Origin of the sequence: Hydrogenophaga pseudoflava NBRC 102511 (assembly GCF_001592285.1) — a bacterium.
Taxonomy (GTDB): domain Bacteria; phylum Pseudomonadota; class Gammaproteobacteria; order Burkholderiales; family Burkholderiaceae_C; genus Hydrogenophaga; species Hydrogenophaga pseudoflava.
The window spans coordinates 18,637-36,015 of record NZ_BCWQ01000019.1; the positions used below are offsets into that span (position 1 = coordinate 18,637).

Below are 17,379 nucleotides of genomic sequence, written 5' to 3' on the forward strand. Positions count from 1 at the left end.
CCGGAGGAAGAGAAAACGGGATCAGTGAGTGCGTGGGCGCAGATAGGCCAGGAAGCGCTTTTCCAGCAGCCGGAACACGTAGACCAGGGCGAAGGTCAGTATGAAATACAGCACCGCGACCACGATGAACGGCTGGAAGGCCAGGTAGTAGGTCTTGTAGATCGCGTAGGCGGCGTTGGTCAGGTCGTACAGCGCCGGTACCACGCTGGCCAGCGAGGTGGCGTGCAGCATCATCACGACTTCGTTCGAGTAGCCGGGAAGGGTGCGGCGCAGCGCACTGGGCAGCACCAGACGGAACATCATGTTCCATTTGCTGTAGCCGGCGGCCTGTGCGGCCTCGATTTCACCAGCGGGCGTTTCCTTGATGGCGCCCGCCAGCATCTCGACCGTGTAGGCGCAGGTGTTGAGCGAAAACGCCGCCACAGCGCAGAAAAACGGGTCCTTGAACATCGTCCAGGGCCAGACCGTGTCCCACATCGCCTGCACCCACTCCAGCTGGGCGATGCCGTAATAGATGAAATAGACCTGGATCAGCAGCGGTGTGCCGCGCACCACATAGGTGAACAGCCAGACCGGCGTGGAGACCCAGCGGTTGCGCGAGACCCGCATCAGCGTCAGTGGCAACGTCAGCAGCCCACCGGCCAGCAGACTGATGGCCAGCAACTCCATGGTCGCCAGGAACCCCGTCCAGTAGAGGGCCAGGTTCTGCGGCTGGAAGATGATCGCAAACTTGTCCATCAGAACTCACCCCGCTTCACGCCCACGGAGTAGCGGGCCTCGGCCTTGCGCAGCAGGATCAGGCTGATGGTGGAGATCAGGAGGTAGAGAAAACCGGCGAAGGCCATGAAGATGATGGCGGCACCGGGGATGTCGCCGCGAGCGGCCGCGCCGGCCTGCTTGGCGAGGTTGGTGATGTCGGCCAGTCCGATCACCGAGACGAGGGCGGTGGCCTTGAGCAGCACCAGCCAGTTGTTCGTGAAACTGGGCAGTGCGAACCGCACCATCTGCGGCAGCACCATGCGGCGGAAGGTGTAGAACCGGCTCATGCCGTAGGCCCAGCCGGCCTCCGACTGTCCCTTGGGCACGCTCATGATGGCGCCCCGGAAGGTTTCCGTCATGTAGGCGCCGTAGACGAAACCGATGGTCAGCACCCCTGCCACAAAGGGGTTGATCTGCGGGCCACTGCGGTAGCCCATGGCTTCAAATATGTCGTTGATCAGGATCTGCCCGCCGAAGTACAGCAGCAGCATCCACACCAGATCCGGGACACCCCGGATCACGGTGGAATAGATGTCGCCGACCCAGTTGAGCCAGCAGTAAGGCGAGAGTTTGGCCGCCGCGCCGGCCAGGCCGAGCACGGCGGCGACAACCAGCGCGCCCAGCGAGACGCCGAGTGTGACCAGCAGGCCCTGGAGGATCTGGATGAAATAGGTCGTCATCGGCGCTCGCGGTTCAGCTCAGTGGATCAGGAACCCCAGATGTCCACGCCAGGGACGTGCTTCTCGGACAGTTCCTTCCACTTGCCGTTGTCGCGAATGGCCTTGATGCCCGCGTCCAGCGCGTCGCGCAGGGCGGTGTCTTCCTTGCGGATGGCCACGCCCGCGCCAGCGCCGAAGTACTTGGCGTCGAACTCGACCGGAATGCGGCCACCGGCGCAGCTGTAGTCCTTGCCGTCCGGTGTGGACAGGAAGCCACCCTGGACTTCGACCACGTCGGCCACGGTACCGTCCAGACGGCCGGACTTGATGTCCAGATAGACCTGATCCTGGGCGTCGTAAGGCACGACGGTCGCCCCTGCGGGCTTGAGCTCACCCATGGCGTACTTTTCCTGGGTAGAAGCCTTCAGCACGCCCAGCTTCTTGCCCTTGAAACCCGCGGCTTCGGCGCCCAGGTTCAGTGCGGTCTTGACGACCACGCAGGACGGCGTGTTGTAGTACTTGCCCGTGAAATCAACCGACTGCTTGCGCTCTTCGGTGATCGACATCGAGGAAATGATGGCGTCGTACTTCTTGGCCAGCAGACCGGGAATCATGCCGTCCCAGGCCTGCTCGACGAACACGCACTTGCTCTTGAGTTCGTCGCAAAGGGCCTTGGCCACGTCCACGTCGAAACCAGCGGGCTCGCCCGCGTCGGTCTTGTAGGTGAAGGGCTTGTAGGTGGGGTCGATGGCCACGCGCAGTTCTGGCCACTGGCTGGCGGGAGCGGGTGCCGGTGCTTCGGCGGTGGGCGCAGGCGCCGGAGCGGCCGGCGCGGGGGCTTCGGTCTTGCCACAGCCCACCAGGGTGGCGGCGCCGATCATGCTGAGGGTCAGAAACAGATGCTTCATGAACGTCCTTGAGAGGGTTGAATGGAACTGGCCGGATTGGACTCCTGCCGGTGGGCGACATTGTAGGTGTGGGCAGTCCAATTAGCGGGCGCACCAAGCTGGTGTTTCCCCGGATGTATGGGGCTGCTCACGAGAGCAGGAGCAACATTTGGGCCGAACCTTGAATCATGGATTTGATGGCTCAATAATTTAACATAATATACATCGTAGAACATTGGAAGCTCATTGCATCTAGAAACACTTGTTACGTTGCGCCACGCGAACGGCCTCAAGTCTGCCGTTGGGCAACCGCACTGGAGTCATCAGCAGATTTGTGACGGATCTCACATCTCGGCAGGAACCCTGGTCCACCTGAATTCAACGCCCGCAAGGAAACATCATGCTGTCCACGTTTGAGCACTACGTTGCCATGGCCCTCGAGTTCCTGGTGTTCTGGGCCTGCGTCCTTTCGCCGGTGGTGGCGTTCTGGCAGGTGCTGGCCTGGGCTGGGCGCCAGCTACCAGGCTGATCCGGTCCCAAGAAAAAAACCCCGGCCAGGCTTCTGACCGGGGTTCCAGCTCCAACGAGTGGAGCTGTATCAGTCTTCAACAAACGCTTCTTCGCGCTTCTTCTTCACCGACGGCATCAGCACCACGATCAGCAGGATGGCCGCCACCACCAGCAGGCTGGCCGACAGCGGGCGGGTCACGAACACCGACCAGTCGCCGCGCGAGATCAGCAGCGCGCGCCGCAGGTATTCCTCCATCATCGGGCCCAGGATCAGACCCAGCAGCAGCGGCGCCGGCTCGCAGCCGAGCTTGATGAAGCCGTAGCCGATCAGACCGAACAGCGCCACCATCCAGATGTCGAAACTGTTGTTGTTGGTCGAGTACACGCCGATCGCACAGAACAGCACGATGGCCGGGAACAGCCACTTGTAAGGCACGGTCAGCAGCTTGATCCAGATACCGATCAGCGGGAGGTTCAGGATCACCAGCATGGCGTTGCCGATCCACATCGAGGCGATCAGGCCCCAGAACAGCTCGGGGTTGCTGGTCATCACCTGCGGGCCGGGCTGGATGTTGTGGATGGTCATGGCGCCCACCATCAGCGCCATCACGGCGTTGGGGGGGATGCCCAGCGTCAGCAGCGGAATGAAGGAGGTCTGCGAACCGGCGTTGTTGGCCGACTCCGGCGCGGCCACGCCGCGGATGTTGCCCTGGCCGAACGGCACTTCTCCGGGCTTGAGCTTGGTCTTCTTTTCGATGGTATAGGCGGTGAAGGCCGAGAGCAGCGCACCACCGCCGGGCAGGATGCCCAGGGCCGACCCGAGCGCGGTTCCGCGCAGCACGGCGGGGAACATGTTCTTGAAGTCTTCGGCCGTGGGCATGATGCCCTGCACCTTGCCGGTGAACACCTCGCGCTTTTCGTCCGGGTGCGACAGGTTCTGGATGATTTCGCCGTAGCCGAACACGCCCATGGCGATCGCCAGGAAGCTGATGCCGTCGGTCAGCTCCGGAATGTCGAAGCTGTAACGGGCCACGCCAGAGTTCACGTCGGTGCCGACCAGGCCGAGCAGCAGCCCCAGCACGATCATCGCCAGAGCCTTGACCAGAGAGCCCGACGCCAGCACGACCGCGCCGATCAGGCCCACGATCATGAGCGCGAAGTACTCGGCAGGACCAAACTCCAGAGCGAGCTCGGTCAGCGGCGCAGCAAAACCCGCCAGGATCAGCGTGCCCACGCAGCCGGCAAAGAAGGAACCCAGACCGGCCGCGGCCAGTGCAGGGCCTGCCCTGCCCTTGCGCGCCATCTGGTAGCCGTCGATCACAGTCACCACAGACGACGACTCACCTGGCAGGTTCACCAGGATGGCCGTGGTCGAGCCACCGTACTGCGCACCGTAGTAGATGCCGGCCAGCATGATGAGTGCGGCCACCGGCGGCAGACCATAGGTGGCCGGCAGCAGCATGGCGATGGTGGCCAGCGGGCCGATGCCGGGCAGCACGCCGATCAGCGTGCCCAACAGGCAGCCGATGAAGGCGTAGATCAGGTTCTGGAAGGTGAAGGCAACGCCAAAGCCCAGAGCGAGGTTGTTGATCAGATCCATGTTGTTGTTCTCCTCGGGTTCAGTTGGCCAAGAACCAGGGCAGCACGGGGAACTGCAGGTTCAGCATCTTCACGAAGGCCAGGTAGCTACCGATGGCGAGGATGGTGGCGAGAATCACCGACTCCTTGAGCTTGGCGCCTTCGCGGGCATAGCCGGCCATGATGACCAGACCATAGATGGCCACGATCAGGCCGAATGCCGGAATGCCGAGCGAGGGCAGCCCCACCAGCAAAGCGCCGAACAGCAGGTTGGCACCCAGAATGAAGGCCAGAGGTCTCCAGGCGATGGCGCCGATCTTGTCGCCTCCCGGAGGGCCGGACTTGAACGAGTTGAAGGTGACCAGTGCACCCAGCAACACCAGGAGGAGGCCGAGCATGAAGGGGAAGTACCCCGGTCCCATGCGTGCGGCTTCTCCGATTTCGTAGTCCACCGCACCCCAGGCGAATGAACCGCCCACGGTCATGAACATGAGTCCCGAAACAAAGTCTTTTTGACTGGCTATCGCCACGGCTGTCTCCTCGGAATAAGAACATGGCGATTCTGGGGGGCATTCGTCCCGATCCCCATGTGGGTTACACCTACGGATGAGGCGGCAGTCGCTGATGCGACGGGCGGTATTTCACCGGCCCGGAGCGCGGCGCTGCCGCAGTCTCTGGGCGATCAGCTCGGCCAGGTCATCGCGCTCGGCGCGGCGGGCGAAGTCGACGGCGGTGAGTCCCTGGTCGTTGCGCAACGACGGGTCGGCCCCCTCTTCCAGCAGCAAGGGCACCAGATCGCGGTTGCCGTACATCGCAGCCAGCATGAGCGGCGTGGAACGGTTGGGCGACTCCGCGTCGATGTAGGCGTGATGTTCCAGCAGCAACCGAACCATGTCGGCGCTGTCGGGCTCGGCCCGCGACGCCGCGTAGTGCAGCGGCGTCCATCCGGGCTTGTTGACTTCGGCACCGCGCCGGATCAGCTGGCGGGCGATGTCCAGATGCCCCTTGATGGCGGCAATCATCAGGGGGCTTTCTCCCTGGCGGTTGTGCAGCTCCACACGGACAGCACGCTGGGTCAGCAGGAAGCTCACCACCTTCAGCGAGCCTTCGCGCGCTCCGACATGAAGGCCTGAATCGCCTTTTTCGTTCTGGCTGTTGAGATCGAAGCCGCGCAACGCCAGCGCCACCACCGCCGACTCGTTGTCCAGCTCGGCTGCTTTGAAGAAGTCTTCGAATGAGCCTGCAAATCCTAAACTGAAAAACATGAAAAATACATTGAAAACAATGTACTTTTTAAATTTCCTCATGTTCAGCATCAGCATTCAGACCGCCCGGTCAAACAACTGCTCGAAGTTCCGGCTCGTCGTTTCGGCCACAGCCTCGACCTCCAGCCCCTTGATCTCGGCGATCTGGCGGGCCACATGCGGCACATACGACGGGTTGTTGGTCTTGCCGCGGTGCGGCACCGGTGCCAGGTAGGGGCTGTCGGTCTCAATGAGAATACGGTCGATCGGGACAAAGCGCGCGACCTCCCGCAGGTCGGCCGCATTGCGGAAGGTCAGGATGCCGGAGAAGGAAATGTAGAAACCCAGATCCAGGGCGGCCCGCGCCACTTCCGCCGTCTCGGTGAAGCAGTGGAACACTCCCCGCGACACCGGACTGGATGCGCTGCCTGCGAAGCCGCCCTCCTCGCGCAGGATGGCCAGGGTGTCGTCCGACGCGCTGCGGGTGTGGATCACCAGCGGCAACCCGGTCTGCCGCGCGGCGCGGATGTGGACCCGGAACCGCTCGCGCTGCCATTCCATTTCGGCCACGCTGCGGCCGTTGAGCCGGTAGTAGTCCAGCCCCGTCTCGCCAATGCCCACCACCTTCTTGCGTGCCGCGCCCGCCAGCAGGTCGTCCAGTGTGGGCTCCTGCACGCCCTCGTTGTCGGGATGCACGCCGACCGTGGCCCACAGCTGGTGGTGGTCGCGGGCCAGGGCATGCACCGAGTCGAATTCTTCCAGCGTGGTGCAGATGCACAGCGCACGGTCCACCTGTGCCTCCTGCATCGCCTGCAGGATGGCTGGCAGTTGCTCGGTCAGTTCGGGAAAGCTGAGGTGGCAGTGGGAGTCGGTGAACATGGCGGTGGCCGCAGGCGGTGCCCGGGACAAGGCGGAAAACAGAAGGGGGGACCGGCGCCTGCGACGGTCACATCGTCTGTGTCGGCTTCTCGGAGGCCAGCGCCGAACCGAGGATTTCCTCGATCTTGATCTTCAGGTGACGGGATTTTTCGTCCGCCGGAAAACGGATGCCCACGCCCTGGGTGCGGCCACCTTGCGCCTTGGCCGGCGTCACCCAGGCCACCTTGCCGGCGACGGGGTAACGCTGCGGATCGTCGGGCAGGCTCAGGAGCACATAGACGTCGTCACCGATCCGGTAGTCACGGGACGAGGGAATGAAAATGCCCCCGTCGGTGAACAGCGGGATGTACGCTGCGTAGAGAGCCGCTTTCTCCTTGATGGAGAGCTGGATCACGCTGGGGCGTGAAGAGGCAGGCTGGCTCGGGCTGGTGCTCATGGCGGACAAGTTTAGCGGCAAATGGCGTGGGTCAATCGGCTCGTCAGGCGCGCGCAGCACGGGGCGTGAGCACCTGTCGCGTGGCCGCCACCCAGGCTTCCTGCATCAGGCCTGCGTTGTAGGGGTGTTCGACCGTGCGTGCAGCTTCGGTCAGCGCTTTGGACCAGCGAGCCAGCACAGCCCACCGAGGCGCCGGCGGCAGGCAGTCGGCGGGAAAGAACCGCGGCGCCGCACCGGCCGCCACCGACATCAGGTCGTGGCAGAGCTTCTGCAGCATGGCCAACTGCTGCGGGGCGGACCAGTCCGACACCAGCGCCCAGTCGCCTCGCGCCAGCGCCTGGGGCAACTGCGACCAGCGGGCGGCGGTCAGTCCGGACTGCGCCCAGGCCAGGGCATCTTCCGGCCGCCCTCCGGCGGCCTGCAGCCAGGCCCGGGCCTCGGCCTCACCGACCTCTTTCAACCCAGCCTTTTGGGCCCCCGCCTGGAGCCAGGCGATGGCCTCGCCGTCCGAGGGCCAGACCAAGGCGTGGGCCTGGCAGCGGCTGCGGATGGTAGGCAGCAGCTGATGGGCCGACTCGCTGGCCAGCACGAACCGGGTGTCGCCGGCCGGCTCTTCCAGGGTCTTGAGCAAGGCGTTGGCTGTGACCGTGTTCATGCGCTCGGCCGGGTACACCAGCACCGCCGTGCCGCGGCCGCGCGCGCTGGTGCGCTGCGCGAAGGCCACCATGTCGCGCATGGCCTCGACGCGGATTTCCTTGCTGGGCTTGCGCTTCTTGTCGTCGACTTCTTTCTGTGCCGATTCGGACAGCGGCCAGCCCCGCGCCAGCATCTCGGTCTCGGGCATCAGCACCACCAAGTCGGGATGCGAGCGGCTGCCGACCAGGTGGCAGCTCTCGCAGATCCCACAAGCGCCGTGGGCGGTGGGTTGTTCACACAGCCAAGCCTGGGCCAGCGACAGGCCAAGCGCGTACTGGCCCAGACCGCTGGGGCCCTGCAGCAGCCAGGCGTGGCCGCGCTGCGCCAGCAGGCGTTCGCGCTGTTTCAGCAGCCAGGGGGCGTCCAAGGCGTTGGTCATGCCGGTCCGCTGTTGGTGGCCACCATGATGGACAGCCAGCCGCGGCGCACGAAGGTCGCGGTCAGTTGCTGCCAGACCTGGTGGCGGGTCTGGTCGGCCTGGATGCGGGCGAAACGCGCCGGCTCTGCCTCGGCGCGGGCGGCGTATCCGGCCGCCACGCGCCGGAAGAACTCGAGCGGCTGGGCTTCGAAGCGGTCGGGCATGCGGGCGTCGGCCAGGCGGGCGGCGGCGATTTCGGGTGGCAGGTCGAACCAGACCGTCAGGTCGGGCTGGCGCAGACCGCTCACTGAGGCGGATGTGGTCTGCACCCAGCGCTCCAGAGTGCCCAACACCTCCAGGTCAAAGCCCCGTCCTCCGCCCTGGTAGGCGAAGGTGGCGTCGGTGAAGCGGTCGCACAACACCACCTCGCCGCGCGCCAGGGCCGGTTCGATCACCGTGACCAGGTGGTCGCGCCGCGCCGCGAACACCAGCAGCGATTCGGTCAGCGGGTCCATCGGATCGCCCAGCACCATGGCCCGCAGCTTTTCGGCCAGCGGCGTGCCGCCCGGCTCGCGCGTGAGCGTGACGGTGCGGCCCTGGTCCCGGAAGGCCTTGGCCAGCCCTTCGATGTGGGTCGACTTGCCGGCACCGTCGATGCCTTCGAAGCTGATGAACAGGCAGCGCGAGACGGTTGCTTCAGGACTCATGGTGGTTCACTTCTGCAGCTGGAACTTGCGCACCGCCGCGTTGTGTTCGTCGAGGTTGGTGCTGAACTGGCTGCTGCCGTCGCCACGCGCCACGAAATACAGGGCCCGGGTGTCAGCCGGTTTCACCGCCGCGAGCAGCGAGGCCCAGCCGGGCATGGAGATCGGCGTCGGCGGCAGGCCGGCACGGGTGTAGCTGTTGTAGGGGGTGTCGGTCTGCAGGTCGATCTTGCGCAGGTTGCCGTCGAAGCGTTCGCCCAGGCCATAGATCACGGTCGGGTCGGTCTGCAGGCGCATGCCGATGCGCAAGCGGTTGTTGAACACGCCACCGACCATGGCGCGGTCGGCTTCGGCACCGGTCTCTTTCTCGATGATGCTGGCCAGGATCAGCGCCTCGTCGGGCGAACGCAGCAGGGTCGCCGGGTCGCGCTGCTCCCAGGCTTGGGCCAGCCGCTGCTCCATGGCCTGGGCCGCCTGTTTCAGCACGCTGGACGCAGGGGCCTGGCGGACCATGCGGTAGGTATCCGGAAAGAAGCGGCCTTCGGGGTGGCGCCCCGGATAGCCGATCTTGGCCATGATGCCCGCGCCATCCAGCCCTTCCAGGTCCTGGGTCAGGTCGGGTGAAGCGCGCACTGCGGCCATCAGTTCGCGGAAGTTCCAGCCTTCGAGCAGCGTCAGGCTGCGCAGCGCCTGCTCACCCCGCACCAGTTGCCTCAGCAGGCTGCGCGGCGTGGCGCCGGGCTGGATTTCATAGATGCCGGCCTTGATGGCGCGCGACTGGCCCGACAGGCGGAACCAGGCTTGCAGCAGCAGCGGTGGTGCCTGAACGCCCGCGCCGGTCAGCGCGCTGGCCACGCCCCGTGCCGAGGCGCCGGGCGGGATCTCCACGGCCAGCGGTTGTTCGGCGGTGGTGGTGGCGGGCAGCACCAGCGGCTGGCCCAGCCACCACCAGGCGCCGCCCACCAGCATCCCGGCCAGCAGAAGTGTCAACAGCAGGAGCCGGGAGAGCAGTCGTATCACAGCAGGAAATGGGGGCTTGGCGGACGCCGGGGCGGGTCGCAGGACGGCGCATGATAATCGACCGATCATGTCCCAAGCCCCCGAATTCCCCCCTGCCAACGCCCTGCGCGGCGTGGCCTTGCTGCCCCGGCTCGGCGTCATCCGCGCCCAGGGCGAAGAGGCCGCCAAGTTCCTGCACGGCCAGCTGACCAACGACTTCTCCCTGCTGGGGCTGTCCGAAGCCCGGCTGGCCGGGTTCTGCACCGCCAAGGGCCGGCTGCTGGCCAGTTTCATCGGCTTCAAGCGCACGCACGACGAGATCCTGCTCGTGTGTCATGCCGACCTGCTCCCGGCGACGCTCAAGCGCCTGTCCATGTTTGTGCTGCGCGCCAAGGTCAAGCTCACCGACGCCAGTGCCGAGTTCCAGTTGCGCGGTCTGGTCGGTGACGCGGTGCCCGCCGCCCTGCCCGCAGCGCCCTGGAGCAAGCTGGACGCCGACGGTGCGCAGCTGGTGCGCCTGTATCCCGCCGACAGCATCGCCCGTGCCCTCTGGGTTGCGCCGGCCGGGGTGGAACCGCCCGCCGGCCCGGCGCTCGACGGCGCTGCCTGGGACTGGCTGGACGTGGTGGCCGGTGTGCCGCTGCTGAGCCAGCCGGTGGTCGAGGCCTTCGTGCCGCAGATGGTGAACATGGAATCGGTCGGCGGCGTGAACTTCAAGAAGGGTTGCTACCCCGGCCAGGAGGTGGTGGCGCGCAGCCAGTTCCGTGGCACGCTCAAGCGCCGGGCCTACCCGGTGTTCGGGGATGCGCCCATGGCAGCTGGCCAGGAGGTGTTCCACGACGGCGACCCGTCCCAGCCCTGTGGCACCGTGGTCGCTGCGGCGGCCTCGCCCGCGGGCGGCTGGAGCGCCATGGTGTCGATGCAGACCAGTGCGGCTGAAGGCGGCGCGCTGCGCCTGGGCGCCGCCGATGGTCCGTTGCTCACGCTGCAGCCCCTGCCCTACCCGCTGCTGGCGGATGTTTGAAGGAACATGGGCCCCCACGCTCCTCCGCTGCGCGGGTCGCTGCCCCCCGAGGGGGCGCGAATCCGGCTTGGGGCGGCCCGGCGCCGGATTCCCCTCCCCCACGCTCCGCCGCTGTGCGGGACGCCATGTGCCTGATCGCCTTCGCCATCGGCACTGACCCGGCCCAGCCCCTGCTGCTGGCGGCCAACCGCGACGAATTCTTTGAGCGGCCCACCGAGCCGCTGCACCGCTGGGCCCTGCCCGACGGCACCGGTGTCATCGCGGGTCGCGATCTGCGCGACGGCGGCACCTGGCTGGGCATGAGCGAAGCCGGTCGAGTGGCCATGCTGACCAATGTGCGCAGTGCGAACCCCGGCCCGGGCCGCCGCAGCCGCGGTGAGCTGACCACGCGCTGGCTGCAGTCCGGCAACTCCTGGGATGCGCTGCTGTCCGGCGTGACCGCAGCCGACTACGGCGGCTTCAACCTCGTGGTCGGTGATCTGGCCAGCGGATTCTGGGCCTGGGTGAGCAACCGTGACCCGGCCCAACCCCATGAAGAACAGACCGACCACCTGCACCACCGGCGGCTGGCGCCGGGCGTCTACGGCCTGTCCAACGCGGCGCTCGACACCCCCTGGCCCAAAACCCTGCGGCTGAAGCGGGCACTGGACGAAGCCCTCGCGGCGAGGCCGGACACGCCGTCGCCGCTGGTGGCCGCGCTGGCCGACCGCGACATCCGGCCGCCGGCCGAACTGCCCAACACCGGCGTGCCCGTCGAGCTGGAGCGCGCGCTGTCCAGCCCCTTCGTCGACATGGCCGACCGTGGCTACGGCACCCGCAGCAGCCTGCTGCTGAGCGTGGCGCGCCATGACCAGGGTTTCAGCGCCGACTTCACCGAGTGGACCCACACGCCGCCGCCGGCCGGCCCGCACCGCTGGACCGACACCCAGCCGCGCCGGCTGCGCCTGGCCTGAGCGGCCGCGCCGCTCACAGCGGCAGGAACATCTCCTGGTGCGGGATGCCGGCTTCCTCGAACGCCGGCCCGCGCCGCTGCCAGCCCAGCCGGTCGTAGAAGCCGATGGCGCTGCTTTGCGCATGCAGCAGCACCTCTCGGTCGCCGCGCGCACGGGCCGCCTCGGTCAAGGCCTGCAGCACCTGCCGACCCAGCGAGCCGCCGCGCAGCACGCGCTTGACCGCCAGCCGCCCCACCTGCGAGACGCCCGGCGTGCCGGTGGGAATCAGGCGCCCGGTGGCGACCGCCTGGCCCAGGCGGTTGTGGACCACGGCGTGCACCGCAGTGGCGTCGGCCGCGTCCTGCTCCAGGTCCTTGGGGATCTGCTGTTCGTCGACAAACACCTCGGTGCGGACCGCCCGCGCGTCGGTGCCCAGCGTGGCCCAGTCGCCGACGCGGACCGCCGCCACCGCCTCGCCGGCCTCGTAGCCCATCAGGGTGTCGCGCAGTGCCTGCGGCACCGGGCGTGATGTCTGGGTGGCCGGGTCGGCGAACACATAGACCAGTTCGCCCGAGATCAGGTGCTGGTCGCCGCGGAAGATCGCGCCGGTGAAGGTGAGCGACGAGGTGCCGATGCGGCTGCATTTCATGGCCACGTCGATCTGGTCGTCCATGCGCGCCGAGGCGTGGAACTCCACCGTGGCCTTGACGACGTAGAGGTCCCCACCGAGCCGGTGCATGGACTCTTCGTAGGGCAGCGCCACCGCCCGCCAGTAGTCGGTGATGGCGGTGTCGAAGTACATCAGGTAGTGGGCATTGAAAACGATTTTCTGCATGTCCACCTCGGCCCAGCGCACGCGCAGGCGGTGGAAGAAGCGGAAGTCGGCGCGGGACATTGCGGGCATGTCATTGGTCTCCGAAAGCGTGGCGCAGTGCGCGTGCGGCGTCGTTGTGGGCGGTCAGGGCGGTGGGAATGGCGCGGCCGAACTGGATGAAGCCGTGCACCACGCCGGCGTAGATCTCCAGGTCCACCGGCACACCCGCCATGCGCAGCCGGTCGGCGTACATCACGCCCTCGTCGGTCAGGCTGTCGCACTCGGCCAGGCCGATCCAGGCGGGCGCCACGCCGTCGAGGTCGCGCACCTGGCCCGCCTCGTCGACCCCGTCCAGCGGGGCAAAACGCCAGTCGTCGCGGTCCTGCGGGCCGCGCAGGTAGTGGCCGAAGAAATAGCTGATGTGCGGCTCTTCGAGGATGAAGCCGTGGGCGAAGGTCTTGTGGCTGGGCGTGTTCTGGTGGCCGGCGGTGCCGGGGTAGAACAGCAGCTGCAGCGCCAGCGGCCAGCCTGCGTCTCGCGCGGCGATGGCGGTGACCGCGGCCAGGGTGCCGCCAGCGCTGTCCCCGCCGACGGCGATGCGCGTGCCGTCCAGCCCCAAGGACGTGGCCTTGTCGCGCAGCCAGGCCAGCGCGTCCCAGGCGTCGTGCACCGCGGTGGGGAACTTCCATTCGGGCGCCAGCCGGTAGTCCAGCGACACCACGGCGCAGTGCGCCAGGTGCGCGAGGTGGCGGCACAGCGGCTCGTGGGTGGCGATGTTGCCGACGGTGAAACCGCCACCGTGCAGGTACAGCAGCACCGGCAGGGGCTGTTCGCTGGCGGGCGCGTACAGGCGCGCCGGCAGCTCAAAGCCATCGCGCGCGGGGATCACGAGGTCCTCGACCCGCGCCAGCTTGTGCGACGGGATGTCCACCACACCCGCGCCGGCGGCGTAGGCGGCCTTGGCCTGGTCCGGGCTCAGGGCGTGCAGCGGCGGGTGCCCGGCGCGGGCGATGCGGTCGATCAGTCCGCGCATGGCGGGCGTGAGCAGCGACCGGGGATTGGGATGGTGGTGCGACATGGGCCGGCATTGTGGCTGTCTTTTGCGTGACCCGCTGCCCACTGCGCGACCTTGGTGGGCCTGTCCTGCACCCGTATAGTTTTCGCCATTCCACACAACGAGCGAGACAGGCCATGGCGCAAATTCTGTATGTGACGAACATCCTGATCGAAGACGGGGCGCTGGCGCAGCTGGCCGCCGAATGCACCCGGGCGGGCATCACCCGGCCGCTGATCGTGACGGACGCGGGCGTCAAGGCCGCAGGCCTGCTGGACCGGGCGCTGGCCGCCCTGCCCGGCTGGCCGGTGGCGGTGTTCGACCAGACGCCGGGCAACCCGAACGAGTCGGCGGTGCGCGCAGCGGTCCTGGCCTGCAAGGCCGGCGCCTGCGACGGCCTGATCGCCCTGGGCGGTGGCAGCTCGATCGACTGCGCCAAGGGCGTGGCCATCGCCGCCACCCACGAAGGCCCGCTCAAGACCTACGCCACCATCGAAGGCGGCTCGCCCAAGATCACCCCGGCCGTGCTGCCGCTGATCGCCGTGCCGACCACGGCCGGCACCGGCAGCGAGGTGGCGCGCGGCGCCATTGTCATCGTCGACGATGGCCGCAAGCTGGGTTTTCACAGCTGGCACCTGGTGCCCAAGACCGCCATCCTCGACCCGTCGCTCACGCTCGGCCTGCCGCCCCTGCTGACCGCCGCCACCGGCATGGACGCGATCGCACACTGCATGGAAACCTTCATGGCGCCGGCCTTCAACCCGCCGGCCGACGGCATCGCGCTCGATGGCCTGCAGCGTGGCTGGTCACACATCGAACGCGCGACCAACGATGGGCAAGACCGGGAGGCGCGGCTGAACATGATGAGCGCGTCCATGCAGGGAGCGATGGCGTTCCAGAAGGGGCTGGGCTGCGTGCACAGCCTGAGCCACAGCCTGGGCGGCGTGAACCCGAGGCTGCATCACGGCACGCTCAACGCCCTCTTCCTGCCCGCCGTGATCGCCTTCAACGCGGGCGCCGAGAGTGTGCAGAAGGAGCGGCGCCTGCAGCGCATGGCCCATGCCATGGGCCTGCCGGACGACGGCGATGCGGCGGGGTCGGCGCAGCGGCTGGGCGAGGCGATCCGGTCGATGAACGCCCGGCTGGGGTTGCCCGCAGGGCTGGCGGCGCTGGGTGTGACCGAGGACCTGTTCGACCGGGTGATCCAGGGTGCGCTGGCGGACCACTGCCACAAGACCAATCCGCGGCTGGCCAGCGCGGAAGACTACCGGGACATGCTGCGGGCCTCGATGTGAGGCCCGCCCGCCGCGTCAGTTGCGGCGCTTGAGGGTGTAGCGGCTTTCGTAGAAGCTGTTGGGGTAGCCCTCGGCGTCCTTGCTGGCGTCCACGTCGCCCAGCTGGAGCGTGCTGCCGTCGGTGTACATGACCAGCTTGCCGTTGCCCTGGTCGGCGGCGCCATTGAACTTGTCGGCGGTCACACCGGAGATGGCCTTGGTGCCGGCGTGGTTCATCGACAGGTTGGTCAGCACCTTCTCGTCCTTGACGCTGGGGCCGGAGCAGGAGCTGCCGATGTAGCCGTAGGCGACCACGTTGCCGCTGAAGCTGGTGGCCGAGGTCTTGGTGAAGTCGGCACGGACCTTGGCGGACGCGCCGCTGTCGGCGTAGCAGTCGGACTCCCAGGTGCCGATGTACTTCGCCACCACGTCGCCGGAGCTGTCTCCCTCCACCGATGGATCGTCGTCACCACCGCCGCAGGCGGCAAGCAGAGCGGTGGCGGCCAGGGTCGCGGCGATCAGCGGGAAACGCAGGGGCTTGGTCATCGGAGGAGTCCTTCTCTTGGGTGATGGGGTGCCGAAAGCATCTTCAGGCGACCGGATTCTGCCCGATTCACCCGTGCGAAAGCTCAACGCAGGCGCCAGAGCCCCCACAAACCCGCGGCGGCGAGCAGCCCGCCCAGCAGAAGGCCCACCGAGTCCTCCGCCCAGGCGCTGACCCATTCCCAGCGATCGGCGAACACGTAACCGAGCCCACCGAACAGCGCCACCCAGACCAGTTCCCCCACCAGCACCGGCAGCAGGAACCTGTGCCAGGGAAAACGGGTGCTGCCGGCCAGCAGGTTGACCGGCAGCGCCAGCGGGGTCAGCAGGAAGCGGGTCAGCAGCACCGCCCAGGCGCCCTGGCGGGTAAACGTGTCGGCCGCCCGCAGCCAGACCGGACCGGTGCGCCACGACAGCGGCAGGCGCTGGCCCATCAGCCGGCCTGCGAGATAGCAGCCCATGTCCCCCGCCACCGCGGCGGCCACACCGGTCGCGGCCGACGTCACGGGTTCGAGCACACCCTGACGGGCAAAGGCGCCGGCGGCCAGCAGCAGCATGGTGGCCGGCAGCGGCACGCCCAGCGCAGCCAGGAACAGCACGGAGGCCAGCAGCCACTGGCCCTGGTTGATCAAGGCCGTCAGCAGCGCACCGCTGAGGTCGCTCACCGATCAGGCTCCTGCAGCGCTGACCGGCGCGCCAGAATCAGCGCCTCGACCTTCTTGCGCCCCTCCAACGGGTCGATGCCTTGCGCGCCGAACCAGTCGTGAAGGCTGAGGTCGTCGCCGCCGGACGCCGGCAGGCCCAGCGCCTCGCGCACCTGGGCCTCCGGCACGCCATGCACCCGCTCTATATAAGAAAGAGTCATCCAGCCGCGCAGCGTCTCGACCTGGATCTCGCCTGCGGCCAGGCGCGTCTGGTAGTCGTGCTGGCGCCAGGCGCGCCAGGCGAACACGCTCATCAGCAGCAGGCCGACCACCAGCGCCGCCACGGCGAGCCGACGCGGCCAGCGCGCCGGTCTTGGTGCGCCTTCAGGGCTGGCCACGCACCATCCCCAGCACCTTGCCCATGTCCAGCGTGCGCGAAAGGTCCTTCATCTGGGGCAGGTACTGGGTCTGCATCTGCTGGGCCGGGGTCAGCAGCTGCTGGAAGGTCTGCTGCAGCAGCGCCGTGCTCATGACGCGACCGCCGGCGTAATAACGCCGGGCCACCTGGCCGAGCGCATAGGTGGTGGCAAACGACATCGCCATGCCGGTGGCCACGCCGCCGATCCCGCCGATGGTGCGACCGGCCACCTTGCCCAGCAGGCCACCCAGGAGCTTGCGGCCGAACTGCTCCACGTACTGGGAGGTCAGGCCCACGCCGACAGTGGTGATGAACTCCTTGATGTGGCCTTGGTCGAGTTCGATGCCGTGGGCGCGGCCGATGTTGTAGACCATGCGCACCTGCAGCGGGATGATGGCCATCGAGGCCCAGGACTGCGGCAGCAGTTCCAGCGCGCCGTTGAGCAGGGCCGCATTCAGGATGGTCTTGTCCAGGGCGGCTTCTTGCGCGGGATCAGCGGCCTGCGTGCCCGTTGGTACCTGAGCGGCCACTGGCACCGGCGCGCTCACAGGCGCGGCGGCGGCTGCGGCCGTGAGCACCGCGTCGGCCTCCTGCTCGAAGGCCTGGGCGCGGCCCGCGTCCAGGGCCAGGCGGGACTTCAGGTCCGACAGAAACGCGGTTTCCGCCGCGTTCTGCCGCCCGTCGGCGTCGCAGACACACACCGCCATTTCATAGGCCAGCTGGCGCTGGGCCGGGTCGCGCAAGGCGGCCACGGCATCGGCGAGCGTCACCCGCTTGAGCAGCACATCCTGATACAAACCCGCCAGCGCCGCACCCCCGGCCTCGCGGCCCAGCGACTCCGCCAGGCGCCGCACGGCCTCGCGCTCGCTGTCGGCCTTGTCGCCGTCGGCAAAGGCTGCGAGCAAGGCGATGGTGAGGATGGCTTGCTGTTCTTTCAGATCCATGGAACGTATTCCTTTGTAGATGA

General features: G+C 67.5%; 21 protein-coding genes. 4 read left to right on the plus strand and 17 right to left on the minus strand.

What is annotated here, in order from left to right:
• Window positions 1-21: 21 nt before the first annotated feature.
• The 3 genes from HPS01S_RS19700 to HPS01S_RS19710 are packed head-to-tail and all read right to left on the minus strand — an operon-like array spanning window position 22 to window position 2,326.
• Entirely contained in the window at window positions 22-738 is a 717-nt protein-coding gene (locus tag HPS01S_RS19700; RefSeq protein WP_127806713.1) for an ABC transporter permease, read from the minus strand.
• On the minus strand, window positions 738-1,439 hold the full coding sequence (locus tag HPS01S_RS19705) for an ABC transporter permease (RefSeq protein ID WP_066160232.1): 702 nt from the start codon (window positions 1,437-1,439) through the stop codon (window positions 738-740). Before HPS01S_RS19705 ends, HPS01S_RS19700 begins: the two co-directional genes overlap by 1 nt.
• A gap of 26 nt (window positions 1,440-1,465) precedes the next feature.
• Complete coding sequence (locus tag HPS01S_RS19710) at window positions 1,466-2,326, minus strand: transporter substrate-binding domain-containing protein (RefSeq protein WP_066160235.1); 861 nt, start codon at window positions 2,324-2,326, stop codon at window positions 1,466-1,468.
• A 379-nt stretch (window positions 2,327-2,705) separates the two neighbouring features.
• Between HPS01S_RS19710 and HPS01S_RS22310 the strand changes: the two genes are divergently transcribed.
• A complete protein-coding gene (locus tag HPS01S_RS22310) occupies window positions 2,706-2,834 on the plus strand; it encodes a hypothetical protein (RefSeq protein WP_255284264.1) in 129 nt (42 codons plus the stop codon).
• Window positions 2,835-2,903: 69 nt separating this feature from the next.
• Here HPS01S_RS22310 and HPS01S_RS19715 read toward each other — a convergent pair whose 3' ends face one another.
• From HPS01S_RS19715 to mltG, 8 genes are all read right to left on the minus strand, one after another.
• On the minus strand, window positions 2,904-4,415 hold the full coding sequence (locus HPS01S_RS19715; protein ID WP_066160238.1) for a tripartite tricarboxylate transporter permease: 1,512 nt from the start codon (window positions 4,413-4,415) through the stop codon (window positions 2,904-2,906).
• Window positions 4,416-4,434: 19 nt separating this feature from the next.
• Window positions 4,435-4,923, minus strand: a complete 489-nt coding sequence (locus HPS01S_RS19720; RefSeq protein WP_066160241.1) for a tripartite tricarboxylate transporter TctB family protein — start codon at window positions 4,921-4,923, stop codon at window positions 4,435-4,437.
• A gap of 111 nt (window positions 4,924-5,034) precedes the next feature.
• Complete coding sequence (locus tag HPS01S_RS19725) at window positions 5,035-5,715, minus strand: ankyrin repeat domain-containing protein (RefSeq protein ID WP_306292794.1); 681 nt, start codon at window positions 5,713-5,715, stop codon at window positions 5,035-5,037.
• Window positions 5,716-6,516, minus strand: a complete 801-nt coding sequence (locus HPS01S_RS19730; RefSeq protein WP_066160244.1) for a TatD family hydrolase — start codon at window positions 6,514-6,516, stop codon at window positions 5,716-5,718.
• A gap of 67 nt (window positions 6,517-6,583) precedes the next feature.
• Window positions 6,584-6,952, minus strand: a complete 369-nt coding sequence (locus HPS01S_RS19735) for a PilZ domain-containing protein (RefSeq protein WP_066160247.1) — start codon at window positions 6,950-6,952, stop codon at window positions 6,584-6,586.
• A 43-nt stretch (window positions 6,953-6,995) separates the two neighbouring features.
• Entirely contained in the window at window positions 6,996-8,027 is a 1,032-nt protein-coding gene (locus HPS01S_RS19740; protein WP_066160253.1) for a DNA polymerase III delta subunit-related protein, read from the minus strand.
• Window positions 8,024-8,713 carry a dTMP kinase gene (gene tmk, locus HPS01S_RS19745; RefSeq protein WP_066160256.1) on the minus strand — a complete coding sequence of 230 codons (690 nt, stop codon included), beginning with the start codon at window positions 8,711-8,713 and terminating at the stop codon, window positions 8,024-8,026. Before tmk ends, HPS01S_RS19740 begins: the two co-directional genes overlap by 4 nt.
• A gap of 6 nt (window positions 8,714-8,719) precedes the next feature.
• Window positions 8,720-9,727: an endolytic transglycosylase MltG gene (gene mltG, locus HPS01S_RS19750; protein ID WP_303741008.1), complete on the minus strand. Its 1,008-nt coding sequence runs from the start codon at window positions 9,725-9,727 to the stop codon at window positions 8,720-8,722.
• A gap of 70 nt (window positions 9,728-9,797) precedes the next feature.
• Here mltG and ygfZ point away from each other — a divergent pair, with 70 nt between their 5' ends.
• Window positions 9,798-10,733 (plus strand): CAF17-like 4Fe-4S cluster assembly/insertion protein YgfZ, encoded by a 936-nt coding sequence (ygfZ, locus tag HPS01S_RS19755; protein WP_066160262.1) that lies wholly within the window; start codon window positions 9,798-9,800, stop codon window positions 10,731-10,733.
• Between the two features lie 125 nt (window positions 10,734-10,858).
• Window positions 10,859-11,686: an NRDE family protein gene (locus HPS01S_RS19760; RefSeq protein WP_066160265.1), complete on the plus strand. Its 828-nt coding sequence runs from the start codon at window positions 10,859-10,861 to the stop codon at window positions 11,684-11,686.
• 13 nt (window positions 11,687-11,699) lie between these two features.
• Here the strand turns inward: HPS01S_RS19760 and HPS01S_RS19765 are convergent, their stop codons facing one another.
• Window positions 11,700-12,569, minus strand: a complete 870-nt coding sequence (locus tag HPS01S_RS19765; RefSeq protein WP_066160268.1) for a YbgC/FadM family acyl-CoA thioesterase — start codon at window positions 12,567-12,569, stop codon at window positions 11,700-11,702.
• A gap of 1 nt (window position 12,570) precedes the next feature.
• The gene (locus HPS01S_RS19770) at window positions 12,571-13,557 is read right to left on the minus strand and encodes an alpha/beta hydrolase (protein WP_066160271.1); all 987 of its coding nucleotides are present in this window, start codon (window positions 13,555-13,557) and stop codon (window positions 12,571-12,573) included.
• A gap of 113 nt (window positions 13,558-13,670) precedes the next feature.
• Between HPS01S_RS19770 and gbd the strand changes: the two genes are divergently transcribed.
• Complete coding sequence (gene gbd / locus HPS01S_RS19775; RefSeq protein WP_066160274.1) at window positions 13,671-14,828, plus strand: 4-hydroxybutyrate dehydrogenase; 1,158 nt, start codon at window positions 13,671-13,673, stop codon at window positions 14,826-14,828.
• Window positions 14,829-14,843: 15 nt separating this feature from the next.
• Here the strand turns inward: gbd and HPS01S_RS19780 are convergent, their stop codons facing one another.
• The 4 genes from HPS01S_RS19780 to HPS01S_RS19795 all read right to left on the minus strand — a co-directional run bounded on the left by HPS01S_RS19780 (window position 14,844) and on the right by HPS01S_RS19795 (window position 17,356).
• Window positions 14,844-15,353 carry a hypothetical protein gene (locus HPS01S_RS19780; RefSeq protein WP_066160277.1) on the minus strand — a complete coding sequence of 170 codons (510 nt, stop codon included), beginning with the start codon at window positions 15,351-15,353 and terminating at the stop codon, window positions 14,844-14,846.
• Window positions 15,354-15,436: 83 nt separating this feature from the next.
• Window positions 15,437-16,015 carry a DedA family protein gene (locus tag HPS01S_RS19785; protein WP_066160280.1) on the minus strand — a complete coding sequence of 193 codons (579 nt, stop codon included), beginning with the start codon at window positions 16,013-16,015 and terminating at the stop codon, window positions 15,437-15,439.
• Window positions 16,012-16,392, minus strand: a complete 381-nt coding sequence (locus tag HPS01S_RS19790; RefSeq protein ID WP_157576473.1) for a hypothetical protein — start codon at window positions 16,390-16,392, stop codon at window positions 16,012-16,014. The genes HPS01S_RS19785 and HPS01S_RS19790 overlap by 4 nt, the downstream gene beginning before the upstream one ends.
• A complete protein-coding gene (locus HPS01S_RS19795; protein ID WP_066160287.1) occupies window positions 16,379-17,356 on the minus strand; it encodes a YcjF family protein in 978 nt (325 codons plus the stop codon). Before HPS01S_RS19795 ends, HPS01S_RS19790 begins: the two co-directional genes overlap by 14 nt.
• Window positions 17,357-17,379 lie beyond the last annotated feature (23 nt).